Genomic DNA, 26,223 nt, shown 5'->3' on the forward strand with positions numbered 1-26,223 from the left:
AGTGCATGTGCCGCTGATCGCCGTTGAGCCGTGACACCCCGAAGCGCACTGCGGTCCATCCCGCGCGAAAGAGCGAAGGCTTCCAGTGGCTCTTGCTGTCATGGCGGACCCACTTGCGCAGCGTTCCGGCCAAGGTCCGTTCGGAATTCCGGAGGTCACTCCCGTCACGGATCAGGCGGATGTGGCCTCGCCTTCGAACTGGATGGCACGGATCTCCCGGCGGGAGGAGATGCCGAGCTTCGAGAACACCTTGCGGAGGTGCCATTCGACCGTGTGTCTGCTGATGAACAACTGGGCACCGATCTCGGGGTTGGTAAGCCCTTCCCCGGCGAGCCGGGCGATCTGCGCCTCCTGCGAGGTGAGAGCCGTGGGGGTCGCGACCGCGTGGCTGCGGACCTTGGCCCCCGTGGCCTGCAACTCGCCCCGGGCGCGTTCCGCGAACGCCTCCGCCCCGAACCGGCTGAACATCTCGTGTGAGACGTCCAGTTGGGAGCGGGCGTCGACGCGTCGGTTCTCGCGCCGCAACCACTCCCCGTACAGGAGATGCGCGCGGGCGAGTTCCATGCGGACCCGGGTCCGGCCGAGCCGCTCGATCGCCTCACGGTAGAAGCGCTCCGCGGCGTCACCCTCGCTGAGCAACGCCCGCGAGCGGGCTTCCACGCCCAACGCCCAGTCCGTACCGCTGGCTCGCGTCGCCTCCGAGAGCAGCTCCAGCGCGTCGGTGGCGAGCTCGGGTGAACCGCTCCGTACGGCCGCCTCGATCAGTTCCATCAGGCCCCATCGCGGCGAGGCGATCTCCCGCTGCTCGGCCGCTGCCTCACGGGCCGCGGCCAGAGCCTGCGCGTACCGGCCCAGTCCGTTGCAGAGCACCGCCTCGTACCAGCGTGTGATGGTGACAGTGGCCCCCTGGCCCCGCGGCACCGCTTCGGCAAGAACCGCGTCGATCAACGTACGGGCCTCGCCCTCGCGACCACGCCAGACGGCCAGGCCGAGGGGGCCGAGACGTGCCGAGTTGCTGTTGCCGGTCGCCGCGCACACCGCCGCGCTCTCCTCGATCAGCGACTCGGCCGCGGACAGTTCTCCAGCGATGAGGTGCACGAAGGCGCGGGAGTCGAGTGCGTCGGGGAGAGCGCTGAGCGCTCCGGCCTCGCGGGTGACCGTCACATGACGTACCGCGGCCGTGTGCCAGTGCTCGTCGTCCCACAGATCCGAGGCGATGAAGGACCCGAACCAGAGCCGACGCAGCTGCACCTGTACGGGAAGTCGCTCGTCGCAGAGTGCTTCGAGTGCCCGCTCCATCATCGGCGCCGAGGCCGGGTAACCCTCGGTGAATCGCACGGCGAGGACGTCCAGCACCATGTCGGACACCTGTGGCTGCCGCGCCGGCGGTGCCTCACGGGCGGCCTCGCCCACCTCCAGCAGTCCTGGGCCGCGCGCCAGGCGGCCGGCGAATATCGCCGCCTCGACGGCGTCCAGGTAGGTCCCACGAGTGAGTGCGACATCGTCGAGCCGGCCGAACCGGCGAGCGGCGGTGAGCAGCAGCTGCGGGGCCTCGCCGCCGCGGTTCTGGGCGAACGCGAGCCCGGCACGCAGCACCTCGATCCGCGCGCGGCCCAGCTCGTCGAGGGGCCCGGCCGCCGCCGTGGCGAGGAGGGTGGCAGCCGACTCGAACGCGCCGGCCTGGAGTTTTGCCTGTGCCGCGTCCACCGCGCGCTGTGCGCGTCGCGCGGGATCCTGTGTCAGCGCGGTCGCACGCTGGAGGAACGCGGCGGCCGCGGCGATGCCACCGCGCGCGTGGGCTCGGCCCGCGGAGCGCTCCAGTTCGGCGGCCACTGTCTCGTCGGGCCCCGAGGCGGCGTCGGCCAGATGCCAGGCCCGACGGTCGGGGTCGAGCCGGGCATCGGTGGCGTCGGCCAGCGCCTTGTGCACCTCTCGGCGTTCACCCGGGCCTGCTGCCCGATAGGCCGCCGAGCGCACCAGCGGGTGCCGGAACCGTACCCGGTTGCCGAGGGTGATCAGGTCCGTCGCGCCTTCGTGCGACCCGGCGGCGTCGGCGTCGATCCCCAGGCGCCCGGCCGCGCGCCGCAGCAGTGTGACGTCACCCAGCGGTTCGGCGGCGGCTATGAACAACAGGCGTCGGGACTCGGGCGGAAGCGCCTGGACGCGGCGGAGGAACCCCTGCTCGATCTGGTTCGACAACGGCCATGCGTCCGGACGCTCGAATCCTCCGGCCATCTCCGCGGCGGTCAGCGCACGCGGCAGCTCGAGCAGGGCCAACGGGTTGCCGCGTGACTCGGCGACTATGCGGTCGCGCACCCGTTCGTCGAACGGACCGGTGACGACCGAGTCGAGCAGTGTCCGGGAGTCGCGCTCGGTCAGCCCCGTGACGGACAGCTCGGGAAGGCTGCCGAGAGCATGGCCGGCACTGGGTTCACGGACCGCGAAGACCAGCACAACCGATTCCGCGAGCAGTCGGCGCGCCACGAACTCCAAGGTCAGCGAGGACGCCTCGTCCAGCCACTGCGCGTCGTCCACGACACAGATCAGCGGCTGGTCACCTCCGGCGTCCGCGATGAGACTCAGAGTGGCCAGACCTACGAGGAACCGGTCGGGCGCGGCACCGGCACGCAGACCGAAGGCTGTGCCGAGCGCGTCCCGCTGAGGGCCGGGCAGCTGGTCGAGACCGGCGAGCAGAGGAGCACAGAGCTGGTGCAGGCCGGCGTAGGAGAGCTCCATCTCGGACTGGACGCCGGCCGCTCTGATGGTGCGGCATCCTGTGGCACGAGCGAGGAGATGCCTCAGCAGTTCGGTCTTGCCGATCCCGGGTTCACCGCGCAGGACCAGGACACCGCTGCGCCCGGCTCTGGCACCTACGACGAGATCGTCGAGGGCCTCGCATTCGTTCTCCCTGCCGAGAAGCCCGGCCCGTGAACCGCGCCTCGCCATGGCAGCTCCCTTGTCAGGACTCTTCGCTCGGTATGGTAATCCGTCCGTTGATCGCCACGCCCATGATCGATCGTGCCGAGTCGGCTCGCCCGCCCTGTGTGACGGTGTGGGTCGGTGACCCGGGCGGCCGAGAGTCGACCAGGCGGGCAACCACGTGCGGTCACCCGGCGTCTGCGCCTGCTGAATCGCTCGCCGGATGTCCGTCCCGGAGTGCGGCGAGCGCGGCAGCGAGCCTGCCCCGGCTGGTGATGCCCAGGCGGGGATAGATGCGGTACAGATGGGCTCCGACAGTGCGGTGCGAGATGAACAGGCGCTGGCCGATCTCCCGGTTGCTCAGCCCCTGCGACGCGAGCACCGCGATCTGCATCTCCTGGGCCGACAGCCGGTCGCTGGTGTTCGCATGCCGCGGGCCGCTCGACTCGCCGGCGGCACGCAACTGCTCGCGAGCCATCTCGGCCCACGGCCGCGCGCCGATCCGGTCGAACTCGTCGCGGGCGCTGCGCAGCGGGTTGCGGGCGTCGACGTAGCGCCGTTGTCGACGCAGTCGGCGGCCGTGATGCAGGTGGAGCCGGGCCCGCGCCAGGGTCCAGCCGGCGGGCAGGGCGGTCAGCGCCGCGGTGTAGTGCTCGTCCGCCGTGTCGTCCGGTGCCAGCACCGCCTCGGTGTAGGCGTGCGCGACCGTCATCATTTCCGAGGGCAGTCGGGCGGCCAACTCGGGCAGTCCGTCCAGTAGTTCGCGGGCCTGCGGTACGGTGCCCGCGGCCACCGCCGCGTCCGCCAGGTCCGGTGCGAGCAGCCAGCGGCTGACCGAGTGGTAGTGCGGGTCGGCCGGATCAAACGCGCGCGCGAAATTGTCGTACGCCTCGACCGGGCGGCCGTCGAAGAGTGCGAGCAGGCCCTCGACCTGCTGCGCCATCACGGCGGCGAACGGCATGCCAGGGAACAGCCGGTGGGTCCGCAGCTCGCCGAGCATTCGTGTTGCGTCCTCGGTCTCCCCGCGCAGCGCCGCCACCAGACTTCCCGTCGCCTTCACTCCCAGCCAGACGATCCACTCCCCGGTCTCCTCGGCCAGGGCCAGGCCCTCACCGGACTCCTCGCGGGCCCGATCGAGCTGACCGAGGTACACCCGCGGCCAACTGCCCGCGAGTGACCGGGCGAGCAGGCCGAGTCTGCCCTGCGACCGCCACACCGTGGCCGCCTGTGACAGGTACCGGGCAGCGAGAGTGGCTTCGCCCAGGACCATCGCGCCGCTGCCGAGGAAGTGCATGACCAGGCCGTCCAGGCGATCCGGCCTGAGGCTGCCGAGCCGTGCGATCACCTCGGCGCCGTACCGGTACGGCTCGGTGTACGCCCGTACCGTCAGGACGACGGGAGAGTCCGGATCCGGGTTCCATCGGTCCAGCTCGGCCGCGGCCAGCGAGCGCACCCGTGCGTCACCGTCCTGGAAGAAGCACCGGGCGGCGGCCCGCCACAGCAGGTTCTCGGCGACCCGTACGTCTCCGGTGTCGAACGCGCCGGCCGCCGTGGTCACCATGTCCTCGATCCGGCGGTGCGGCTCGTCGGGTTCGAACGCCGCCTTGTCGGACACGACCATGAGGCGGGCCCGCTCAAGCGGACCGAGTTCGCTCAGGTCGGCCCGGTCCAGCAGCAGTTGGGTGTGAACGCGGTCGTTGATCTCGCTGGCCGACTCGACCGCCCGGACCAGGATTCCGGTCCTGCGGCGCGGGTCCTGCACGAGCTCGGCCGCCTGACGCAGGGCCGGTACGGCCGAAGCCACCTTGCCTCGGGCCAGCGCCGTCTCGGCGAAACGTTCCAGCCGCGCGGCGAGTTCCTCGTCCGGGCCGAGCGTGGCGGCGGCCAGGTGGAGGAGCCGGCGCTCGGGGGTGTCGGCCATGGCCGCGGCGATGGCGCGGTGGGTTGCCAGCCGGTCGGCGACCGTGGCGCGGGTGTAGATCGCCGAACGCATCAGCGGATGCTGGAACACGAGGGTACGGCCGACCAGACCAGCCAGGCCCGCGTCGACCGCCTCCTGCACCGCGTCCAGTGAGACCGCCGCCCCCCTCAGGCTGCTCGCCACGTCCAGGAGCCGGCTCAGGCGTGCGTTGGGCTCGGCGGCCAAGGCCAGCAGGAGCGCACGGCACTCGGGGCTCACCGAGTCCGTACGCGCGGCGAACGCGTCCTCCAGCCGCTGGGTGAGGGGCAGGTCGTCCAGCTGCGTGCCCATGTCCTGCACCGTCTTGGGCAGTTCGACAAGGGCCAGCGGGTTGCCCGCGGCGCGCTCCAGGACGAGGGCCCGGAGCGGCTGTGACAGCCCCGGTGCGCCCGCGTCGAGCAGTTCGGCGGCGGCCGACCGGCCAAGGGGTCGCAGAGGGAGTTCCGGCTGTGCGCTCGGGGCGTAGGAGTCGGAAGCGTGGAGCCTGGAGGCCGCCACGATCAGGACGGGAAGATCGCGGGTGCGCCGGCCGACGAATCCGAGGACGTCCCGGCTCGGCGAATCGACCCACTGCAGATCATCGACGAGCAGCAGGAGCGGTTGCCCGTCGGCCGCGTCGACGAGCAGTTCGAGCACGGCGAGCGCGACCCGGAAGACATGGGGCTCGGCCTGCGTGGCGCTGAACGCGTCGGCCAGCGCGGCCCGGTGTGGGGACGGCAGCTGCCCGATGCCGTCGGCAGCCGGTTGCAGCAGCAGTTGCAGAGCCGCGAACGGCAGCCACAACTCAGTCTCCACCCCGGCCACGCTCAGCACCTTGAAACCGCGCTCGGTGCCCTCGGCGCCCACCGAGCGCAGCAAAGTCGACTTGCCGACGCCGGCGGTGCCGTGGATCAACAGCGCACCGCCGCGTCCGGCCGCCGCGTCCGCCAGCAGTCCACGCAGGACCCGCAACTCCTCGTCCCGGCCGATCATCGCGCGGGGGCCCGGTTCGGCCTCTGGAGGGTTCCGGCTGCTGGGCTGAGCATGTGCGGCTTCCTCCGTGCAGGGAGTCACGTTGCACCGCATCCTAGCCGCGGCCCATTACACCCTGGGCGGGATCACACCATCGGTAGAACGACTCAAGTTCGGCCGGAACCTCGTCCGCGGCACAGCACCGAGCCCTGATGCGCAGGTGGTCGCACGGCGGAACCGGCTGCGCGTGTGGCCTCGGCCGGTGCTGCCGACTTCGGTGGCGTGGGACTCGGTCCGGCGTCAGGAGGACTGCTTCGCGGGGGTTCTAGGTACGGCGGACGGCGGACCGATGCGGAGGAGTGTCTCGCGGGTCTCCTCGGTCAGACCGCCCCAGATCCCGTACCGCTCCCGGTGGTCGAGCGCGTACCGGCGACACGGAATCCGCACCGGGCACCGATCGCAGAGGGCGAGCGCCCGCTGGACGGCGTCCCGGTCGTCCGGGGGCGGGAAGAAGGTCCTGGTGTCGGAGTCTCGGCAGTTGGCCGCCCCGCACCAGTTCACCGCGGCGGGGGCTGACGCTGTGTCGGGCGCTGTCATGTCATCTCCTCCAGCTTCCTGCCGTTGGTCTCGCGCACGCGGACGGCGACGAAGACGAACGAGAGCACGGCGAAGCCCGCGTAGACGGCGTAGGTGGACGACAGGTTCCAGTCCGACATGCGGGGGAAGCTCTCGGTGACGGCCCAGTTGGCGATCCAGTTCGCGGCGGTCGCCACCGACATCGCGGCGGCGCGGATCCTCAGCGGGAACATCTCGCCGACCATCACCCAGAGCACCACGCCCCAGGAGACCGCGAAGAAGAACACGAAGGCGTGGGCGGCGACCAGCGCCACGGTGCCCTGGGCGTCCGGAATGGACAGGCTGCCGCCGCTTCCCGACTTGTACGAGAACGCCCAGGACGCGACGGCCAGAGACACTGCCATGCCGGCCGAACCGGTCAGGGCGAGCGGCTTGCGGCCGACCCGGTCGATCAGCAGCATCGCCACGACGGTTCCGACGATGTTGACGATCGACGTGGAAAGGCTGATCAGCAAAGAGCTGGCCTGGTCGATGCCCACCGACTGCCACAGCAGCGACGAGTAGTAGAAGATGACGTTGATGCCGACCAGCTGCTGGAAGACGGCCAGCCCGATGCCGACCCAGACGATCGGCAGCAGCCCGAAGCGGCCGTCGAGCAGATCGCGTACCCGCGGCTTGTGGTCGGTCTTGAGAGCGTGCTGAATCTCGGCGACCCGCTCCTCGGCACCCGTGTACGTGCCCTGCAGGTCGCGCAGTACGGCAAGGGCCTCGACCTCACGGCCCCTCGCGACGAGGAAGTGCGGGGACTCCGGGATGCGCATGGTGAGGAACAGGTAGCAGAGCGCCGGTACGACCGCGGCCATGAGCATCCACTGCCAGGCGTGCAGGGCGCCCAGCGGGTTCTCGCTCCTGCCGTCGGCTCCCTGGGCGATGCCCCAGTTCACGAGCTGGGAGGCGGTGATGCCGAGCACGATGGCCGCCTGCTGGAACGAGGCCAGCCGCCCGCGATGGTCGGGCGGCGCGACCTCGGCGATGTAGGTGGGCCCGATCAGCGAGGCGAGGCCGATCGCCGTACCGCCGACGACGCGCCAGGCACCCAGGTCCCAGACGGAGAAGGGCATGGACGAGCCGAGCGCGCTGATCGCGAAGAGAACCGCGGCCAGGTGCATCACGCGCCGACGGCCGACGCGGTCGGCGAGACGTCCGGCGACGGCCGCTCCGAAGGCGGACCCGAGCAGAGCGGAGGCGACGATGGTGCCCGTCTGACTGGAGGTGACGTCGAATCGGTGCTGGATTCCGGTGACGGCACCGTTGATGACGGCACTGTCGTAGCCGAACAGGAAGCCGCCGATCGACGCGGCCGCCGAGATGTAGGTGACGCGTCGGAGGTTGGTCGGGCGGAGCGCGGCCCTTGAGTGGGCCCGCCCCGCGGAAGAGGCGTTCGCGGTCATGGACAAGGACTCCTTCACAGGACGGGTGCCCGATCGCGCGGGCGGGGGCACCGGTCATAGAGGACGTGGATCGGGACGACGGTCGCGCTGATGACCGGGCACGGCTCTTCGTCCCGGCCGGCAAGCGGGTCGCCGCTCAGACGCCGACCGCCGGGACGAGCAGTTCGTGGAGACGGGCGAGGTTCGCCGCGCCGACGAGACCGGCGTCCGCTCCGACGGTGGCGGTGCGGACTTCTGCGTAGACGCGGTGCTCGCCGCCGCCGAGGGCCCGTCGGTAGGAGATCTCTGCCGGACGCCTGATCAGCTCGCCGGTGTCGCCGAGGCCGCCGCCGATGACGAGGACGGACGGGTCGAGGATGGAGGCGAGGTCGGCGAGGGCCTGGCCCAGCCAGCGGCCCGACCGCGCGAACACATCGAGGGAAAAGGGGTCTCCGCCGAGGGCTGCCTCGGTCAGATGGCGTCCGTCGAGGCCGGCGGAGGTGCCGTCGCCCAGCGCGAGCACCGCCGCCGCGCGGGCCGGATCGGCGGCCGCCATCTCGCGGCCGCGGCGCACGTGGGCCGCTCCGCTGGCGTACTGCTCCATGCAGCCGTACTGGCCGCAGGGGCAGCGGAGGCCCTCGGGAACCGCCCGGTAGTGGCCGATCTCGCCGGCCATGCCGAAGCGGCCGCGGAAGAGCCGGCCCCTGCTGATGATGCCTCCCCCCAGACCGGTGCCCGCCGTGACCATCAGCATGTCGTCGTGTCCGGCACCCGCTCCGTGGATGAACTCGCCCCATGCGGCGGCGTTCGCGTCGTTCTCGACGACGACCGGAAGCCCGGTGGCCTCCTGGACGATGTCCCGGATCTCCTTGTCGTGCCAACCGAGGTTGGGCGCGAATCGCACCGTCGAGCGGTCCGCGTCCACATATCCGGCGGCCCCCACGCCGACTGCCCGGACGTCGTCCCGGCCCTGGCGAACCTGCTGGACCGCCTCGGCGATCGCATCGGCGATCCGGTCCGGGTCTCTCGGGGTGGGGATGCGCACACGGGCGACGACCTCCCCCGCGGGGTCGACCGTCCCGGCGGCGATCTTCGTGCCGCCGAGATCGACGCCGACGGTCAGACCGCCGTGCTGTTCGTTCATGCGGCACCGCCCACGCCGTCGAACCGACGGTACGCGCGCCGACATGTGTGTACGCCTGGGCGTCGCAGGCTGACGAGATCGAGAGACATGGTGTGATTCCCAACGTTGTGATGCCATGTGGATGCGATGGTTTCGCCGTCGGTCCGACTACTGGCTCAGCTTCCGCAATCCGGTGGCGAGTTGCATGAGTCATTCGACTGCGGCCCGGTTCCTGCCGCTCGTTGTGTCACACAAGCGCCGCTCGCCTTGTCTTCCTAGGGAAGCAAGTTCGATCAGATGGAGGCGTGACACGGTGTTGGACAACGAATCAATGAGCGGGGCCGACGAACACGGTGGCCAGGACGGGACCGGGCCCAGGATGCTGGCCGACGTCAAGCCGCCCTTCGTGCCGGAGGGCGCTTCGGCGATGACCGTGGTGGTCGAGTGGCCTCCGGGACACCCCGGAACGCCACCGCACCGGCACTCGGGGCCGTGTTTCGGCTACGTCACCGAAGGCGCCGTCCGGTGGGAACTCGAAGGCGAGCCCGAGCGGGTGATCAAGGCCGGTGAGACGTTCTGGGAGCCGGGCGGTGAGGTGATCCACTACCAGAACGGCAACGCACTGTCGGACACACCCGCCAAGTACGTCGTCATCATGCTGTGCGCGCCCGGCCGGCCGATGCTCACCCTGGTCGACGAGGAGGAACTGGAGAAGCGGTCCCACCTGCGCGCCCCCCGGCCCTCGGCCGACTGAACCACCGACCGGCGACGAGGAGTCCACCGCACCAGTTCTCGAAGGGGGCCACCGTGGCCGGAAACGGGTCGAAGCCGCGCACGACCGAGGTACTGGTAGGGCGCGACCGGGAACTGGAGCTGCTTCGGTCGTACGTCCACCAGGTGCTCGGGCGCGGTGGGGTGCTGGTGCTGACCGGGGAACCGGGCGTCGGCAAGTCCGTGCTGCTGCGTGCCGCAGCAACGGAGGCGACGGCGGCCGGTGCGCTGGTCCTGCGCTCCGACGGAGTCGAGTTCCTCGCGGATCTGGGCTTCGCCGGCCTGAATCACGTACTCGAACCCTTGCAGCACGAGTACGGCGGTCTCGACCCGGTGCACCGTGAGGCCCTGGCCGTGGCGCTGGGCGGGGATGCCGGTGCCCCGGTGGATCGGCTGGTCCTCTACGGGGCGGTCCTGGCACTGCTCCGCCGGGCGGCGAGCAGCCGTCCGGTCCTGCTGGTCGTCGACGACCTGCAATGGGTCGACCGGGCCAGCGCCGCGGCGCTCGCGTTCGTGGCGCGGCGGCTGGGCGGGAGTCGGGTGGGCCTTCTCGCCGCCTGCCGTCCCGGGTTCGAGAGCTTCTTCGAACGCGCGGGACTTCCCGAGCTCACGGTGTCCCCGCTGGACGACAGGGCGGCAGCCGGCCTGGTCGGCACCCGCTTCCCGCTGCTCGCCGGGCGGGAGCTGCGGCGGGTCCTCGCGCAGGCCCGGGGCAACCCGCTGGCCCTGCTGGAACTGCCGGCCGCGCTCGACGACGCACGAGGCAGCGCGGGAGTGGTGCTGTCCGAGGTACTCCCGCTCAGCCGTCGACTGCAGGACCTGTACGCCTCCCGGGTCGCGGAGATGCCTGCCCCGACCCGCCGGCTGCTGCTTCTGGCCGCCCTCGAGGGCGGCGGCGATCTGTCCGTGCTGCGGGCCGCCGCCGGCCAGGACGTGCTGGCCCTTCTCGCCCCCGCGGAACGGGCGCAACTCCTGCGGATCGAGCACCGGGGACCGGGGCGGCTGTCCTTCCACCATCCGCTGATCCGCGCGACCGTCGTGTCGGGCTCGACCAGCCGTCAACGGCTGGACGCCCACCGCACTCTGGCCGAGGCGCTGACCGGACAACCCGATCGCCGGGCCTGGCACCTCGCCGAGGCCACGCCCGATCCGGACGAGCAGGTCGCGGCGCTCCTGGAGAGCACCGCCCACCAGGTCCGCCGGCGCGGCGACGCCGTCGGCGCGTTCAACGCGCTGGTGAGGTCCGCGGACCTCACTCCCGGTGCCGCGGACCGCGGCAGACGGCTGGCCGAAGCCGCCTTCGTGGGCGCGGACGTCGCCGGTGAACTGCGCACGGCGGCCGAACTGCTCGTGGAGGCCCGACGCGCCGACCCCGATCTGCGGGGGTCGCTGCGCGCGGCGGCCGCCGCCTCCCAGGTGCTGCTCAACCGCGACGGTGATGTCAACACCGCGCACCGGCTGCTCGTCGGCGCGATCACGACCCGCGACGGCCGGTCCGACGGCGACGACGAGGCGCTCTTCGAGGCGCTGTGCACCCTGCGCAGGGTCTGTTTGTGCGCAGGGAGACCCGAGCTCTGGAACGCGTATCACTCCGCCATGTCACAACTGACCGTGCCGATGCCTCCCCTCCAGGAACTGCTCGGCGACGTCTACTCCGATCCGGCACGCTCCTCCGCGCCCGCCCTCGGCCTGCTCGACGCGGTGATCCACGACCTGCATCGGGAGACGGACCCGAGCCGGATCGAACGGGTCGCGATGGCGGCACTCTTCGTGGACCGGGCGACGGGGTGCGGTGCGGCGCTCTGGCCCGTGGTCGAGGACGGTCGTGAAGGCGGCGCGGTGGCCTCCGCTCTCATGGCGCTGGTGGTGCTGTGCCTGGACGACTTCATGACGGGACGGTGGGACGAGTGCGGCCGTCTCGCCGCCGAGGGGTTGGCGCTGTGCGAGGCCCACGGCTACCAGACGCCGGCCCAGCAGTTCCGGCGGGCCCGGGGTCTGCTGGCCGCGGCCCGGGGCGACGACAGCACGGTGCGGGGACTCGCACAGGAGGTCATGGACTGGGCGGTGCCCCGCGGTGCCCGGACCGTCGAGCACTTCGCGCGGCACATGACGGCACTGGCCGCCCTGGGACGCGGTGACCACGAGGAGGCCTACCTCGAAGCCTCAGCGGTCAGCCCTTCAGGCGAGTTGGCCCCGCATGCCCCGCTGGCGTTGTGGGTCCCCATGGACCTCGTGGAAGCCGCTGTCCGCAGCGGACGCCGAGCCGAGGCACTCGCCCACGTCGCCGTGATGCGGCAGACGGGCCTGCCCGGCATCTCCGGCCGGCTGGCACTGGTCACCGCCGGTTCGGCCGCGATGGTTGCCTCCGGGGACCGGGCCGCCGACGCCTTCGAGGAGGCGCTCGCCGTTCCCGGTGCCGAGCGCTGGCCCTTCGACCTCGCGCGAGTCCGTCTGGCCTACGGGCAGCACCTGCGTCGCGCGCGGGCCGTGAAGGACGCCGGAACGCAGCTCGCCGCCGCCCTCCAGACCTTCCGCCGTCTCGGGGCCACTCCCTGGGCCGCGCGGGCGGCCGAGGAGCTGCGGGCCACCGGTCGTACCGCGGCTCGGGGGGCCCATCGGAATCCGGTGACGAGCCCTCTCACGGAGCAGGAACACCAGATCGCCGCACTCGCCGCCGCCGGACTGACCAACAAGCAGATCGGCGAACGCCTGTTCCTCTCCCACCGAACCGTCGCGGCCCATCTGCACCGGATCTTCCCGAAGCTCGGTATCACCTCGCGGGTGACCCTGGGTGAGGCCCTCGCCTCACAGACCCTCGCCTCACAGACCCTCACCGCGCAGGAAGAGACGCAAGCGCGTCCCTGAGCGCCGCGCGTGAGGCGATGCCGAGCTTCGGGAACAGCTGGTAGAGGTGCGAACCCACGGTTCGGGGCGACAGGTGGAGATGTTCCCCGATCTGCTTGTTGGTCATTCCGGAGGCGGCGAGTGCGGCGATCTCCTGCTCCTGTGGGGTGAGGGTGACGGAACCGAGCTTCGCGCCGCTCCGGGACCGGTAGGTGGCGCGGAGTTCTCCCTTGGCCCGGTCGGCCCACGGCCGGGCGCCCAGGACGTCGAACACCTCGGCGGCGGCGTCCAGTTGGGCTCGGGCCTCCGTGACGAAACGCATGCGCCTCAGGCGCTCCCCGTAGGCCAGCCGGATCCGCGCCAGATCGAAGGGCCGGTCCTGCGCCCCGGGGACGGCCAGCGCCCGCTCGAAGCATCCGACCGCGCCGTCATCGGGTGCGACCAGCGCGGCCGAGCCGGCCACCAGCAGCGCCAGCCGCGGAGAGAGCGCAGCGACACCGGCTTCCCGCAACGCACGCACGTGTGCCCTCGCCTCAGCGGTGCGCCGGGTGTGCACCGCCGCTTCCACCAGGTCCATGCAACTCCACAGTACGTACGGGGCGTGGGACGCGAGTCGGCCCGCGGGGCTTATCGCCACGGCGTGGCGGTACGCGCATTCGTAGTCGCCTGCACCGAGTTCGACGAGGACCCTGGCGTGGTCGGCGTGGGCCGCCGCTGCCAGAACTCCACGAGGCACGGCCCAGTGCGTGATCCGGTCGGCCGCACTCCGGCTCTCTTCGAAGTCCCCGTGGACGGCGGCGAGCAGGGCCTGGTGGTACGTGAAATACCAGGAGAAGAACGGGTATTGGCGCTCCTCGCAGATGCTCAGACCCTCGGCGGCCAGCGTTCCGGCCTCCTCCCACCGGCCGACCGGGAAATCCTGTAGGCACAGGTCCATGAGCGCGTCGATGTACCGGCGTACGTGCCCGCCCCGGCGGCCGCGGCGAACCTCGTCCCAGGAGTCGTCCCGTGGTTCCGTGAGCCGGTCGGGGTGAACGGTGGCCAGGTACGCCGGTGCCGCCGGCTCCAGCCGGCCGAGGGCCGCGTAGAAGGGCTTCCACAAGGCATCCCGGCCACCGGCCCAGCACACCAGCCGCAGCATGTGCAGTGCTTCGACGAGGCCGTCGTTCTCGTCGTCGTCCTCCCTGGCGTGTCCCTGACTGCCGGTCTCGACAGCCTCCACCAGCAGGCGGTGAGCCATGTCGATGTCGCCGTCACCGCCGTTGAGCAGGAGGAGCGCCGCCGTGGCGGCGGTCAGCGGAGACCGGGTGACGTCCGCATCCGCGCACCGGGCGCGGTCGAGCAGCTTCGAGGCCGCACGCAGCCCACCGGTCGCATCGGCGCACAGATGGGCGGCCCGGGTCAGTCGGCGGGCGCGGTCCGAGGGGCGCGGGCTCAGTTCGGCGGCCCTGGTGAAGGTGGCGACCGCTGCCCTGGCGTCACCTCGCCGGGCGGCGCGGTGCCCGGCCTCCGCCAGCAGGGCGGCGACGCGCTCGTCGGGAACCAGGGTTGCCCGGCCCAGGTGCCAGGCCCGGCGCTCGGGTATCGCCGCGCGGATCTCGGCGAGCGCGCGATGGGCCTGGCAGCGCTCGCTCAGGGTGCTGGTCTCGACGACCGCGGACATCGTCAGCGGATGCCGGAAGACGATCCGGCGGTTCGTACCGTCAGAGTCGAAGGTGATCAGACGGTCCGATTCGGCCGCTGACAGCGCCGCGAGGGCCTTCGGGCCGTCCGGTCCGGCGTGGAGGACGCCAGGATCTCCGGTGCCGTCGAGGGCGAGGAGCAACAGGAGCCGACGCGATTCGGCCGGAAGCAGGGCCACGCGCGAAGCGTGGCGGCGCCGAAGACGCGGCGAGAGGGGCAGTACGTCGTGCAGATCGGTCAGTGCGTCGCGTCGCGGGCCGCTCAGCGCGGCGGACAGCTCCACGAGCGCCAGCGGGTTGCCGTGCGCCTGCGCCAGGACACGCTCCCGCACCTGTTCTGCCAGCCCCGGAAGACGGACCTCGAGCAGTTCCGCCGCCGCGTCGCGATCCAGCGGTGGCACCTCGTACTCGGTGAGTACGGCTCGGCCGAAGCAGGTCTCGGTTCCCGATCTGCAGGCGGCTAGGAATCCGAAACGGCTGTCCGCCGACCGACGGGCGACGAAGGCCAGCACCAGCGAACTGGCCCGGTCGAAAGCGGCGAGGTCGTCCACGACGACGAACACGGGGCGTTCGGTTGCCGCCCGGCGCAGCAGAAGGATCACCGAGTCGGCGACGTGGCGCCCGTCGGGCACCGGATCGCCCCCATAGCCGAGCGCACCGCGCAGCACCCTGCGATGTGGGTCGGCCAGGCGCTCGATCCGGTCGTTCAGCGGCAACAGCAACTGGTGAAGACCGGCGTAGGCGAGTTCGGCCTCGGACCGGACGCCGGCGGCCGAGAGAACCCGGGCACCCGCCTCGGACATGACCCTGGCGACCTCACCGAGCAGCACGCTCTTGCCCACACCCGGCTCTCCGGAGAGCAGCAGGGCACGGCCCGGGGCCGAGCCCTGCCCGAGCAGCGCCGTGATCTCCTGCAGCTGCCGCGCACGCCCCACCACTTCAGGGGGCTGACCGGCGTCTGAGGAGGGAGTCCGGGGCGACCGTTCGACGCGCGAGCCGAGTGACATGGGTACTCCGTACGTTTGTGCTCGTCCTGCCCACCGCACGGCGGGGGGCTTGAGCTCACCGTGCACCGGCCGGCGAGGACGAACATCAGTCACGTGACTGCGCGGCGACTCAGGGGTCATTTGACTGATGGTGCCGAACCACGGGGGCCTCGCAGAATCGTGATGTCACTGAATCACACGAGTGGGCGCAGGACGCAGCACACCGTGTGTTCATCGATCCCCCTTGATCCCTCCGATTCACCGAGCGGTGATGTGATGAGAGAACCCGACAGCTGTACTCCGGTGGTGTGCCGGATGCTGGTCCGCCTGATCGTCGCCGAAGGAGTGGACCGGCCCGTGATGCTTGATCTGTCCTACGACGGAGCAGATCCCTACGCGGTGTCCCTGACGTTCCACATGTTCACCGACACGACCGTGCGTTGGGTGGTCGGCCGCGAACTCCTCCTGGACGGGCTGGAGAAGCTCACCGGCGTCGGCGACGTCCAGATCTGGCCCTGCCGGGACCCGCGGTCGGACCGGGTGCACATCGCGCTGTGCCCGTGTCCGAAGGAGAGGGCCGTCGTCGTGACCGCCCCGGCGCGAACACTTGGGACCTTCCTGCGACGAACCTTCGCGGTGGTGCCCCCCGGTACCGAGGGGTGCCACCTGGACATGGACGGAGCCGTCCACCAACTCCTGGGCGGCTCCGGTGAGTCGCTTCGCTAGGGGCCGTCCGAACCGGACGGCCCGGCGCCGGGCTTCGAGCGAGACGATCAGCGTGAGCGTCGGCCACGGGCTCTTCTCCGTCCCCACCATCCATGCCGCAAGAAGGCCGACCACGACTACGAGGCGCAGGAACTCGAACTGCGTCACAACACGCACCTCACGGAACTGGTCCACGCGCTCACCGTCGAGATCCACCAAGCGGTGAACGCCGTGGCCGCACGTGAGACGGACGACACCGGCGACAACGCCGAACAGATGCCCACCCCCGAGCCTGAGTCGCCGAGGCATGTCACATCGGCCCGGCCTGCGCGGTCTACATGGTGACGGACAACAAGCAGAGGCAGTCATGCGAGAGATTCTGATCGTCGGCGGCGGCTACGCGGGCTTCTACACCGCCTGGGGCCTGCAGAAGAAGCTGCGTCCGGGCGAGGCGCGGGTCACGGTCGTCGACCCGCGCCCGTACATGACCTACCAGCCCTTCCTGCCCGAGGTGGCGGCCGGTTCGGTGGAGGCACGTCACGCCGTCGTGTCGCTGCGGCGGCACCTGCACGGCACCCGGCTGATCTCGGGCACCGTGACCGGGATCAGCAACGCGGACCGTACGGTGACCGTCCGCCCGGTACGCGGCGACGCCTATGAGCTCCACTACGACATCCTCGTGGTCACCGCGGGCGCGGTGACCCGCACCTTCCCCATTCCCGGACTCGCGCAGCAGGCCATCGGTATCAAGCACGTGGAAGAGGCCGTGGCCATCCGTGACCGGCTGATGACCTCGTTCGACCAGGCCGCGTCGCTGCCGGACGGCCCCGAGCGGCGAAAGCTGCTCACCGTCACGTTCGTGGGAGGCGGGTTCTCCGGCGTCGAGGGCTTCGGTGAACTGCTGTCGCTGGCGACCGCGATGCTCAGGTCCTATCCGGAACTGACCGTCGACGACCTGTCGTTCCACCTGGTCGAGGCCCGGGGCCGCATCCTGCCCGAGGTGAGCGACAGGCCGGGTGCCTGGGTGGTGCGCCACCTGGAACGCCGCGGCGCGCTTGTCCATCTGAACACGCAGCTGCTTTCCGCCGAGGACGGTCACGTCGTCCTCTCCGACGGAACGGAGTACGACTGCGAGCTGATCGTCTGGGCCGCCGGCAACGCCGCGAACCCGGTCGTGCACAACCACACGGACCTGCCGCTCGACGAGCGCGGCCTGCTGTTGGCCCGCGCCGATCTCCGTGTGGGCACCGACGCCGAACCCGTACCGGACGTGTGGGCCGCCGGCGACGACGCGTCCATACCCGACCTGGCCTCACCGGTGCCGGGCGCGCGTACGGTGCCGAACGCGCAGCACGCCGTGCGACAGGGCAGACGTCTCGCCAGGAACCTCGTGGCCGACCTGCGCGGGCGGCGGGTGAGGAACTACCGCCACGACAGCCTCGGCGTGGTGGCGACGCTGGGGCTGGGACGGGGCATCTTCCAGTACAAGGGCATCGTCATCAAGGGATTCCCGGCATGGCTGATGCACCGGGGCTACCACGTGCTCGCGGTGCCCAGCTGGGAACGCAAGATCCGCGTCCTGGCCGTCTGGCTCACCGCGGCCCTGACCGGCCGGGATCTCGTGTCTCTCGCCTCCGTCCAGCACCCGCGGGACGCCTTCGTCGCGGGTGAGGGGACGCAGCAGACCGCGAGTGCCGGCCGGGCGAAGGAAGGCAGCACGCCATGACCATGTGGGGTTCTTTCCATCGGGGGTACGCCGTGACCGCACGCGAGGAGGCCGCACGGGGCCTGCCCGACATCGAGGGCTTCCTGTACCGGGAGGCTCACAGCGGAGCGGCACTCCGCCGCGTCGCGGACTTCACCGCGCGCGTGGAGGGGCTCACTCCCGAGCAGAAGCAGGACATCGAGCAGTGGTACGTCGACGAGCAGAAACACGTCGCCCACATGGTGACTGATCACATCGCCGAGCGCACCGACGCGCTGGAGGCGCAGCACCACGTCAGGATCCGGCACTGGCTGCGCGGAACACTCACCGGGATGGCGCTGATCACCCTGTCGATGATCGTGTGCGTCGTGGTGATCCTGGGCTCGTCGCGGTGACCGCCGTGCGCTGGTGACGCCCGGTGCGGTACAGGCCCCTGCCGGCGCGCTGGACGCGGGAGGAGGCGACGAGGCGGTCGAGTGTGCTGCGGACCGCGTTGATGCTTCCGCTGTCGGCGTCACGGCCGAGTGCCGCAGCGACGTCGCGGGCCCGTACCTCGACGTCACCGACCTCGGCGAAGTACGCCAGGATCTGCTCGGTGAGTTTTCCGTACTTCGTGTCCGCGTCGGTGTCCGTGTGTGAGGAGCCGGGCGCGGTGTCCTCGTCCGTCCGAGGAGCGGTGGCCGGCGTGACCAGCGCGCTCTCGAGGGCGCCGAGGGCCCGCTGTACCGAGCCGAGATGGGCGACGACCGCCGCCAACTCCCTTTCCAGCGCCTGCTTCTGGAACTGAAGCCGGGCCAGTTCCTCCTGAAGGCCCTCGGCGGTGACCTCGATGCTGTGTGCCGTGCGGCTCGCGGAAACCATCGGTTCTCCCCTCCTCAACCCTTGTCGACATCATATGCAGTCTTCGCGTGTCAGACAGAGCATCTCAGTGTCTCGAACAGTGGCATTTCGCAGGTCCGTGAAAACACATCGTCCATTTCTGTCACAAGCGTCGGTCGGTCACGGTCCATGCAGCGGATGAACCGTAGCAACGGAGGCCAATGGATCATGTACGTCGAACCGTTCCCCACCTCACCCGACGACCTCGAGGACGCTGTCGCCGTCTTCATGCACCACCGCAGGCGTCTCTTCGGGATCGCCTATCGCATGCTCGGCAGCACGGTCGAGGCCGAGGACGTGGTCCAGGAGGTATGGCTGCGCTGGCAGAAGACCGACCGCTCGGTGGTGCTGAGTCCCGCGGCTTTCCTGTCGAGCGCCACGACCCGCCTCGCCATCAACGTCGCTCAGTCGGCACGCCTGCGTCGGGAGACGTACATCGGACCGTGGCTGCCGGAACCCGTCGACACCGGCGCGGACCCCGCGATCGGTGCCGAGCACGTGGAGACGGTGGAGTTGGCCCTGCTGCTGGTGCTGGAGAAACTGACTCCTGTCGAGCGGGCCGCCTATGTACTGCGCGAGGCGTTCGACTACGCCTACACCGAGATCGCCGACATGCTCGAAGTCAGCCTCGTCAATGTGCGGAAGATCGTCAGCCGTGCTCGTCGGCACCTGCTGGACGAGCGGCGGGAAACCGTGGACGCGGCTGAGCACCGGCGTCTCCTCAGCGCCTTCGTCTCAGCGGCCAGAACAGGAGACGTGGCATCACTGGAAGCCCTGCTCGCGCCCGATGTCGTCAGCCTCTCCGACGGCAACGGCATGCGGGGCTGTGCCCGGGTGCCGGTGCGGGGCCGCGCCCGGGTGGCCCGGCTCGCGACCTATCGGCCGTTGTGGCGGGAGGCGGTGCCCGAGCTGGTCGACGCCAACGGGGCTACGGGCGTGCTGGTCCGGCGGGACAGCCGCACGGTCGCCTTCATGACCGCGGCCGCCTCGAAGGACGGCGTTCACCAGGTGCTGTGGGTGTTCACGCCGAGCAAGATCGCCGCCTTCCTCGATTCCCGTTCCCGCGTCGCGGTCACCCCTGGTCTCACGTAGGGCGGTGGTTCCAGGACCGGAGTTTGTCGGGGTTGAGCATGACCCAGACCTGGGCCACACGGTCGTCCGAGACGTCGAGGCTGATGACGGCGGCGACCTGGCGGTCGTAGCGGGCGACGAGGCCGGTCCGGCCGTTGACGGAATGGGTGGTCAGGGTGGTGTGCGGGCTTCGGGCCAGGAGCCTCAGGAGGCTGGCTGCGACCGGCCGACAGCCGTGGACCGGCCCGGTCAGCGCCCGCACCTTGCCGCCCCCGTCGAAGAACGCCGTCGCGTCCGAGCACAGCAGCGACGTGAGCAGTTCCGCGTCCTCGGTGACGCATGCCCGGCGCACGGCGTGGGCGACGGAGTCATGCTGCTGCGGTGTCGTGGAACGGGTGCGGCGCAGACACAGCCACTGCCTGGCCCGTGCGGCGAGTTCGGCGAGTTCCGGCTCCGTACGGCCAACGATGCCGGCGGCCGTGGCCGGGGCCATCCCGAAGGCACGGAACACGAACGCGGCGCGCTCTGCGGTCGACAGCGACTCCAGCGCGTTCAGTACGACCCGACCGGCCTCCTCCTCCACCGCCGACGGCTGTGCCCCGTGCCCTTCCTCGTGGCCGGCCGTGTCGCGGCCGGGCCGTGCGAGGCGGTCCAGGCAGATCCCGCCCACGGCCTTGGCCAGCCAGGACCGTGGGACGGTGACCTGCCGACGTGCCGCGTCGGAGAGCCCGCGCCCGGGTCGCCCAGCATCCAGTGGGCGACATCGAGCAGGAACCGGCGTTCCTCCCACAGCTCGTCGATCGGCACCGCATCGCTCCGGTCCACTGGGCATCCTCGCTCTCGCTCGCACTGCCCCGCACGCGGCAGGGGCGTCGGCTCACTCCGTTAGACCGGGAACCGCCGGATGGTGTGACACGGGCTCGTCGCGGCCGCGTGTCACACATGCGGCGGCTGCCCGGTCTTACAGGACAAGACCGCACGTTTTCCCTGACTGCCGAACGAGGTGACCATGCCGTGGAATGGCGTGAACGGGCAGCGTGTCTGCGCGTGGATCCCGAGCTCTTCTTCCCCGTATCCAACTGTGGTCCCACCCTTCGGCAGATCGACGAGGCGAAGGCCGTCTGCGGCGGTTGTCCCGTCGCCGAACAATGCCTCGACTGGGCTGTTCGCGTGGGCCTCGTGGACGGCATCTGGGGCGGAACGACGGAAATGGAACGCCGAGCGATGCGAGGAATCAAGACCCGGGTGGCAACGCGATGAACAAGGGGGAAAGAGTCGCCGAATGGGCTGACGGACGCGTGGGTTTCCGGCGACCGGTCGGAGGAAGAGCACGACGGGCGTTCCCGGACCACTGGTCCTTCCTGCTGGGGGAAATCTGCCTCTACAGTTTCGTCGTTCTCGTCGTCACGGGCGTGTATCTGACCTTCTACTTCCATCCGTCGATGAAGGAGGTGCAGTACAACGGGAGTTACGCACCGCTGCGCGGTCAGATGGTGTCGGAGGCCTTCGACTCGACCATGCACATATCCTTCGACGTCCGCGGCGGTCTGCTGATCCGGCAGGCCCATCACTGGGCGGCGTTGGTGTTCGTCGCCGCCATATTCGCCCACATGATGCGGGTGTTCTTCACGGGCGCCTTCCGCAAACCGCGCGAACTCACCTGGCTGATCGGCTTCCTGCTGTTGGTCCTCGCCATGTTCGGCGGGCTGACGGGATACGACCTACCGGACGACCTGCTCTCCGGTACCGGCCTCGCCGTGGTGAACGGAACGATCCTGTCCGTTCCGATCGTCGGGACGTACCTGTCGATGTTCCTGTTCGGAGGCGAGTTCCCCGGCACCGAGCTGGTGGCCCGCTTCAACACCATCCATGTGCTGATCATCCCCGGCCTCATGGTCGGACTGCTGACCGCCCATCTGGCCCTGATGCTCCACCACAGGCACACCCAGTACCCCGGGCGTGGACGTACCGACGGCAATGTCGTGGGCGTGCCGGCCAAGGTACGCGTCGTCAAGTCCTGCGGGTACTTCCTGCTGGTGAGCGGTGCCGTCTTCGTCATGGCCGCGGTCGCACAGATCAACCCCGTCTGGCAGTACGGGCCTTACCGTGCCGACCAGGTTTCCGCCGGGTCGCAGCCCGACTGGTACATGGGCGTGGCGGACGGCCTGCTCCGGGTGATGCCGGGCTGGGAAGTCGACTTCTGGGGTCATACCCTGGCGCTCGACAACCTGATTCCGCTGACCGTGGGTGTCGGCCTCTTCCTCGCCCTTGGCGCGTATCCGTTCATCGAGTCCTGGGCGACCGGTGACACCCGCGAGCACCACCTGCTGGACCGGCCACGCAACCGGCCCGTGCGAACGGCACTCGGTGTCGCATGGCTCAGTTTCTATCTGGTTTCCCTGATCGGCGCCGGGAACGACATCATCGCGATCCGTTTCCATGTTCCGGTCGAGTCCGTGACGTGGGCGGTCCGCATCGGACTCCTCGTGGTGCCTGTCGCGGCCTATGTGCTGACCAAACGAATGGCACTCGGCCTGCAACGCGGCGACCGCGACAAAGTGCTGCACGGACGTGAGACCGGCATCATCACACGCATGCCCGACGGGGAATTCGTCGAGATGCACGAGCCCCTGCGCCAGGAACAACTCCACGCCCTCACCCAGCACGAGCAGTACAGGCCGATCGGTCCCGGTGTCCGCCTTTCACAGCGACTGCGTTCCCGGATCAGCGAGATCCTCTACGGAGAAGGCACACAGATCATCAAACCGACCGCTCAGGAATACCGGGCGCTGCACAAGAGTCGCGCCGACGACCGTGCCTAGGCCGATGCCGCCTCGCCTGCGAGCCGTATCGTGCGGATCTCCTTGCGGGAGGTGATGCCGAGCTTCGAGAACACCTTGCGCAGATGCCATTCCACCGTGTGGGGGCTGATGAACAACTGGGCGCCGATCTCGGAATTCGTGAGACCGTCCCGGACCAGGCGGGCGATCTGCTCCTCCTGAGGGGTGAGGGCCGCATGCGCCGCGGTGGGATGCTTGCGGACCCTCGCTCCCGTCGCCTGGAGTTCGCGGCGCGCCCGCTCGGCGAAGGCCCCCGCTCCGATGTGACCGAGCATGTCGTGAGCGATGGCCAGTTGGACGCGGGCGTCGGCTCGGCGGTTCTCGCGGCGCAGCCATTCCCCGTACCGCAGGTGGGTCCGAGCGAGGTCCATCCGCACGCCTGTGACACCGAGCCGCTCGATCGCCTCCCGGTACAGAGCATCGGCGACCTGCCCCTCACTCACCTGAGCACGGACGCCGGCAGCGGTGCCAAGAGCCCACTCGGTACCGCCGGCCTGCGCCATGTCGACGATTCTGCGCACCGCCGAAGCCGCGTCCATGGGTCTGCCCAGTCGTACGGCAGCCTCGATCAGCTCGACCGTGGACTGGAGGGAGAGACCGAGTTCCCGCGGGTTCTCGCAAGCCCGCACAGCGGCCGTATACGCCTCCGCGTACCTGCCGAGGCCGTTGTAGAGCACCGCCGCAGCCCACTGTGTGGCTGTCTCCACCTTGCCTTCCCCACGCAGGAGGAGATCCTGGGTGACCGCTGCGATCGCCTGCCGGGTCTCGGTCTCCCTGCCCTTCCAGGGCTCGACGACCAGCGCGCTGTAGTGGGCGAAGAAACTGCTGCCGGTCGCCTCCCCGATCGCCGTCGCCTCCGCGACCAGAGAGCCGGCTCCGGCGAGGTCACCGGCGAAGACCCGGTTCGACAGACGGAGCAGAAGCGCCGACGGCAGCACCGACAGGGCTCCCGTCTCACGTGCGAGGTCGACCAGCCGAGCCGAGAGCACGGACCAGCTCTCGAAGTCCCAGGTGCTGTGGGCCAGGCGGCATGCGAGAGGGAGCCAACCGAGCCCTTCTCTGGGCGGGATCCCTTCTGCGCGGAACGCGGCCAGAGCCCGGAGGAGCATCGGCGTCCCCGCGGCGTAACCCTCGGTGGTCAGCAACGCCTGGCCGTCCAGAAGGAGATCGTCGCGTGTCGGCTCGGCGGGCCTGGGCGTCGCGAGAATGGCCTGGGCCACTTCGAGGATCCCCTCGCCCTGTGGCAGCCGGCCTGCGGTGAGGGCCGCGTAGATCGCGTCCCGGTACGTCTCACGGGCGAGTCCGGCATCGAGCGGCTCCAGTCGTCTGGCCGCTTCGAGCAGCAGCGGCAGGCCGGCGCCGGCGCTGTTGGAGGCGGTCATGATCCGACCGCGCAGCAGGGTCGACCGTGCGGCTCCGAGCTCGTCGAGGGGGCCGAGCTCGGCCGCGCCCGCCAGTTCCCGCGCGGCGTCGAACGCGCCGGCCTGGTATTTGGCGTGTGCAGCCGCCAGTGCCCTGGCTCCACGGCGCGTGGGGTCGGGCGTCAGCTGGGCGGCCCGGTCGAGGAAGGCCGCCGCCGCGGCGACTCCGCCACGTGCCTGCGCACGCTCCGCCGAACGCTCCAGCTCGGCGGCCACCGCCTCGTCGGGTCTCACCGTCGCACGCGCCATATGCCACGCCCGGCGGTCCGGATCGAGCTGGGCGTCGGTCACGTCCGCCAGAGCTCTGTGCACCTCGCGCAGCTCGTCCGGGCCTGCCGCGCGATAGGCCGCCGAACGCACCAGCGGGTGACGGAAGCGCGCCCAGGCACCGAGGGTGATGAAGCCCGACGCCTCGGCGTCCGCCACGGCCGCGTCCACGTCGATTCCCAGTCTCTCGGCCGCACGCCTGAGCAGCGTCACATCGCCGACGGGCTCGGCGGCGGCGACGAACAGCAGGCGTTGCGTCTCGGCGGGCAGCGCCTGGACCCGGCGGAGGAAGTCCTGCTCCAGGCGGTTGGACACGGGCCCCGCGCCGGGGCGCCCGGATTCGCCGACCGGGTCCAACGCGGTGAGCGCGTGCGGTAGTTCGAGCAGGGCGAGTGGATTGCCGCGCGTCTCCGCGACGATGCGGTCACGCACTCTGCGGTCGAGCGGTCCGGTGACGACCGAGGCGAGGAGTTTTCGGGAGTCGTCCTCGAACAGCCCGGTCACGGGCAGTTCGGGAAGGCCGGTGAACATCTCACCGGTGGTCGGCTCGCGTACGGCGACGGCGAGCACGACCGATTCCGCGAGCAGTCTGCGGGCGACGAACTCCAGGGTCTGTGCCGAGACCCGGTCCAGCCACTGCGCGTCGTCGATGACACAGACCAGAGGCTCGCTCGCGCCGGCCTCCGAGAGGAGGCTCAGCGTGGCCAGACCCACCAGGAACCGGTCGGGTGCTGCCCCACCGTGCAGCCCGAACGCCGTGCGCAAAGCGTCGCGTTGAGGCTCCGGCAGGTTGTCGAGTCCTGAGAGCAGTGGCGCGCAGAGCTGGTGCAGGCCGGCGTAGGAGAGCTCCATCTCGGACTGCACGCCGACAGCGCTGACGGTACGGAATCCGGTGGCGCGCTCCCGCAGGTACTTCAGCAGCTCGGTCTTCCCGATCCCCGCCTCGCCTCGAAGGACCAGGACTCCGCTGCGTCCGTCCCTGGCGCCCGCCAGCAGGTCATCGAGGGCCCGCCGCTCGTCCTGCCTGTCAAGGAGTCCGACTCCGGAACCGCGGCTCGTCATGGCAGTCTCCCACGTCAGATCCTCCCGGCGGTGCGTCGGCCGGTGCATTGGCGGATCACTGCAGCCGTGGTGCGGCCGAGGCGAGCCGCGCCCATCGTAAACGGCTGCGAAAGCCGAAAACTTTCGACTTCAAGTGAACGCCGCTGATCCAGTGCCCTCCGCAACGACGCCCCGGACAGATGGCCACGGACCCGCCACGGCACGACCACGCAGTCCCCTACGGCCTTCCAAGGGCGCGGCGGGCCGCCCTCGGGCGCGACATTGGTGCCGGCTGCCCTTCGAGCTGCTGACCCATGGAGCAGAGGAGCCGGACGTGGACACACATCTGACCGAGACCCGGCACAGCCGGGAGACGACGGGCACGTCCGTCATCGCGCTGGACGACGCGACCTGGGTGTTCGTGCGGGCCAGGCCCGGGCTGCTCAGCCTCGCCCGGCAGATCGTCGGGAACGCGCACGACGCGGAGGACGTCATCCAGGAGACGTGGCTACGGTGGCAGGGCGCCGACCGCACGGCTGTCACCAACCCGTCGGCACTGCTCAGGACGACCACCGTCCGGCTGGCCATCAACGTCGTCCAGTCCGCCTGGAAGCGCCGGGAGTCCTGTGCCGACCCCTCGTTCCCGGAGCCGTTGGACCACCACGCGGGCCCCGAAGCGGTGGCCGAGCGTCAGGACGCCATGGAGCGAGCGGTTCTGCTGCTGCTGGAGACCCTGACTCCGAGACAACGTGCCGCGTACGTCCTGAGGGAGGGGTTCGGCTACCCGTACGACCGGATCGCCGAGATCCTGCGCCTCAGTGTCGTCAACACGAGGCAGCAGGTCGCCCGCGCCCAGCGGCGTCTCACCGGGGACCGCCTCAGGCAACCGGTCGACTCCGTCGCGCACCGGCGTCTCGTTCAGGCGTTCCTCTCGGCTGCCCGGACCGGCGATCTCGGGCACCTGGAGAGGGAGCTGTCCACCGATGCGGCTGGTCGGCGGTGACGGCCGCGGCAGGTGTCAGGGTCTTGCGGCGGGCGGATCGGAATCTCGT

The 26,223-nt window shown here is 70.5% G+C and carries 18 protein-coding genes; 9 read left to right on the plus strand and 9 right to left on the minus strand.

Annotated features, from left to right (window positions below):
- Positions 1-171: 171 nt before the first annotated feature.
- From ACZ48Z_RS07390 to ACZ48Z_RS07410, 5 genes are all read right to left on the minus strand, one after another.
- Complete coding sequence (locus tag ACZ48Z_RS07390; RefSeq protein WP_468734829.1) at positions 172-2,946, minus strand: helix-turn-helix transcriptional regulator; 2,775 nt, start codon at positions 2,944-2,946, stop codon at positions 172-174.
- 160 nt (positions 2,947-3,106) lie between these two features.
- Positions 3,107-5,932: an ATP-binding protein gene (locus ACZ48Z_RS07395; RefSeq protein ID WP_468734830.1), complete on the minus strand. Its 2,826-nt coding sequence runs from the start codon at positions 5,930-5,932 to the stop codon at positions 3,107-3,109.
- A gap of 198 nt (positions 5,933-6,130) precedes the next feature.
- Positions 6,131-6,427, minus strand: coding sequence for a WhiB family transcriptional regulator (locus tag ACZ48Z_RS07400; RefSeq protein ID WP_468734831.1), 297 nt, complete (start codon positions 6,425-6,427; stop codon positions 6,131-6,133).
- Positions 6,424-7,857 carry a sugar porter family MFS transporter gene (locus ACZ48Z_RS07405; RefSeq protein WP_468734832.1) on the minus strand — a complete coding sequence of 478 codons (1,434 nt, stop codon included), beginning with the start codon at positions 7,855-7,857 and terminating at the stop codon, positions 6,424-6,426. Before ACZ48Z_RS07405 ends, ACZ48Z_RS07400 begins: the two co-directional genes overlap by 4 nt.
- 136 nt (positions 7,858-7,993) lie before the next feature.
- Complete coding sequence (locus ACZ48Z_RS07410) at positions 7,994-8,980, minus strand: ROK family glucokinase (RefSeq protein ID WP_468734833.1); 987 nt, start codon at positions 8,978-8,980, stop codon at positions 7,994-7,996.
- Between the two features lie 310 nt (positions 8,981-9,290).
- On the opposite strand from ACZ48Z_RS07410, the gene ACZ48Z_RS07415 reads away from it, so the two are divergent.
- Together ACZ48Z_RS07415 and ACZ48Z_RS07420 are read left to right on the plus strand one after the other, a co-directional pair.
- Positions 9,291-9,713 (plus strand): cupin domain-containing protein, encoded by a 423-nt coding sequence (locus tag ACZ48Z_RS07415; RefSeq protein WP_468734834.1) that lies wholly within the window; start codon positions 9,291-9,293, stop codon positions 9,711-9,713.
- 53 nt (positions 9,714-9,766) lie between these two features.
- On the plus strand, positions 9,767-12,595 hold the full coding sequence (locus ACZ48Z_RS07420) for an AAA family ATPase (RefSeq protein ID WP_468734835.1): 2,829 nt from the start codon (positions 9,767-9,769) through the stop codon (positions 12,593-12,595).
- Here the strand turns inward: ACZ48Z_RS07420 and ACZ48Z_RS07425 are convergent.
- Positions 12,561-15,191 carry an AAA family ATPase gene (locus ACZ48Z_RS07425; RefSeq protein WP_468734836.1) on the minus strand — a complete coding sequence of 877 codons (2,631 nt, stop codon included), beginning with the start codon at positions 15,189-15,191 and terminating at the stop codon, positions 12,561-12,563. The two genes, ACZ48Z_RS07420 and ACZ48Z_RS07425, sit on opposite strands and share 35 nt — an antisense overlap.
- 327 nt (positions 15,192-15,518) lie before the next feature.
- On the opposite strand from ACZ48Z_RS07425, the gene ACZ48Z_RS07430 reads away from it, so the two are divergent.
- The 3 genes from ACZ48Z_RS07430 (at position 15,519) to ACZ48Z_RS07440 (ending at position 18,047) form a co-directional block, all read left to right on the plus strand.
- The gene (locus tag ACZ48Z_RS07430; protein WP_468734837.1) at positions 15,519-15,968 is read left to right on the plus strand and encodes an SsgA family sporulation/cell division regulator; all 450 of its coding nucleotides are present in this window, start codon (positions 15,519-15,521) and stop codon (positions 15,966-15,968) included.
- Between the two features lie 346 nt (positions 15,969-16,314).
- The gene (locus ACZ48Z_RS07435; RefSeq protein WP_468734838.1) at positions 16,315-17,673 is read left to right on the plus strand and encodes an NAD(P)/FAD-dependent oxidoreductase; all 1,359 of its coding nucleotides are present in this window, start codon (positions 16,315-16,317) and stop codon (positions 17,671-17,673) included.
- 32 nt (positions 17,674-17,705) lie between these two features.
- Positions 17,706-18,047: a hypothetical protein gene (locus tag ACZ48Z_RS07440; RefSeq protein ID WP_468734839.1), complete on the plus strand. Its 342-nt coding sequence runs from the start codon at positions 17,706-17,708 to the stop codon at positions 18,045-18,047.
- Here the strand turns inward: ACZ48Z_RS07440 and ACZ48Z_RS07445 are convergent.
- Positions 17,995-18,513, minus strand: a complete 519-nt coding sequence (locus tag ACZ48Z_RS07445) for a hypothetical protein (RefSeq protein ID WP_468734840.1) — start codon at positions 18,511-18,513, stop codon at positions 17,995-17,997. The two genes, ACZ48Z_RS07440 and ACZ48Z_RS07445, sit on opposite strands and share 53 nt — an antisense overlap.
- A gap of 186 nt (positions 18,514-18,699) precedes the next feature.
- Between ACZ48Z_RS07445 and ACZ48Z_RS07450 the strand changes: the two genes are divergently transcribed.
- Complete coding sequence (locus tag ACZ48Z_RS07450) at positions 18,700-19,623, plus strand: sigma-70 family RNA polymerase sigma factor (RefSeq protein WP_468734841.1); 924 nt, start codon at positions 18,700-18,702, stop codon at positions 19,621-19,623.
- On the opposite strand, the gene ACZ48Z_RS07455 is transcribed toward ACZ48Z_RS07450, so the two are convergent.
- Positions 19,616-20,272 carry a sigma-70 family RNA polymerase sigma factor family protein gene (locus tag ACZ48Z_RS07455; protein ID WP_468734842.1) on the minus strand — a complete coding sequence of 219 codons (657 nt, stop codon included), beginning with the start codon at positions 20,270-20,272 and terminating at the stop codon, positions 19,616-19,618. The genes ACZ48Z_RS07450 and ACZ48Z_RS07455 overlap by 8 nt on opposite strands.
- Before the next feature lie 272 nt (positions 20,273-20,544).
- On the opposite strand from ACZ48Z_RS07455, the gene ACZ48Z_RS07460 reads away from it, so the two are divergent.
- Complete coding sequence (locus ACZ48Z_RS07460; protein ID WP_468734843.1) at positions 20,545-20,862, plus strand: WhiB family transcriptional regulator; 318 nt, start codon at positions 20,545-20,547, stop codon at positions 20,860-20,862.
- Positions 20,859-22,424, plus strand: a complete 1,566-nt coding sequence (gene qcrB / locus ACZ48Z_RS07465; protein WP_468734844.1) for a cytochrome bc1 complex cytochrome b subunit — start codon at positions 20,859-20,861, stop codon at positions 22,422-22,424. The genes ACZ48Z_RS07460 and qcrB overlap by 4 nt, the downstream gene beginning before the upstream one ends.
- Here qcrB and ACZ48Z_RS07470 read toward each other — a convergent pair.
- The gene (locus ACZ48Z_RS07470) at positions 22,421-25,192 is read right to left on the minus strand and encodes a helix-turn-helix transcriptional regulator (RefSeq protein ID WP_468734845.1); all 2,772 of its coding nucleotides are present in this window, start codon (positions 25,190-25,192) and stop codon (positions 22,421-22,423) included. The two genes, qcrB and ACZ48Z_RS07470, sit on opposite strands and share 4 nt — an antisense overlap.
- 313 nt (positions 25,193-25,505) lie before the next feature.
- Between ACZ48Z_RS07470 and ACZ48Z_RS07475 the strand changes: the two genes are divergently transcribed.
- A complete protein-coding gene (locus ACZ48Z_RS07475; protein ID WP_468734846.1) occupies positions 25,506-26,174 on the plus strand; it encodes a sigma-70 family RNA polymerase sigma factor in 669 nt (222 codons plus the stop codon).
- The last annotated feature ends 49 nt before the right edge of the window (positions 26,175-26,223 follow it).

This window comes from Streptomyces sp. NPDC031225 (assembly GCF_055570355.1).

Coding starts and splice junctions, on each gene's coding strand:
- ACZ48Z_RS07470 (WP_468734845.1), bottom strand. CDS start 25,192: ATGACGAGCCGCGGTTCCGGAGTCGGACTCCTTGACAGGCAGGACGAG.
- ACZ48Z_RS07430 (WP_468734837.1), top strand. CDS start 15,519: ATGAGAGAACCCGACAGCTGTACTCCGGTGGTGTGCCGGATGCTGGTC.
- ACZ48Z_RS07450 (WP_468734841.1), top strand. CDS start 18,700: ATGTACGTCGAACCGTTCCCCACCTCACCCGACGACCTCGAGGACGCT.
- ACZ48Z_RS07390 (WP_468734829.1), bottom strand. CDS start 2,946: ATGGCGAGGCGCGGTTCACGGGCCGGGCTTCTCGGCAGGGAGAACGAA.
- ACZ48Z_RS07445 (WP_468734840.1), bottom strand. CDS start 18,513: ATGGTTTCCGCGAGCCGCACGGCACACAGCATCGAGGTCACCGCCGAG.
- ACZ48Z_RS07435 (WP_468734838.1), top strand. CDS start 16,315: ATGCGAGAGATTCTGATCGTCGGCGGCGGCTACGCGGGCTTCTACACC.
- ACZ48Z_RS07405 (WP_468734832.1), bottom strand. CDS start 7,857: ATGACCGCGAACGCCTCTTCCGCGGGGCGGGCCCACTCAAGGGCCGCG.
- ACZ48Z_RS07460 (WP_468734843.1), top strand. CDS start 20,545: ATGCGGCGGCTGCCCGGTCTTACAGGACAAGACCGCACGTTTTCCCTG.
- ACZ48Z_RS07400 (WP_468734831.1), bottom strand. CDS start 6,427: ATGACAGCGCCCGACACAGCGTCAGCCCCCGCCGCGGTGAACTGGTGC.
- ACZ48Z_RS07410 (WP_468734833.1), bottom strand. CDS start 8,980: ATGAACGAACAGCACGGCGGTCTGACCGTCGGCGTCGATCTCGGCGGC.
- ACZ48Z_RS07415 (WP_468734834.1), top strand. CDS start 9,291: ATGAGCGGGGCCGACGAACACGGTGGCCAGGACGGGACCGGGCCCAGG.
- qcrB (WP_468734844.1), top strand. CDS start 20,859: ATGAACAAGGGGGAAAGAGTCGCCGAATGGGCTGACGGACGCGTGGGT.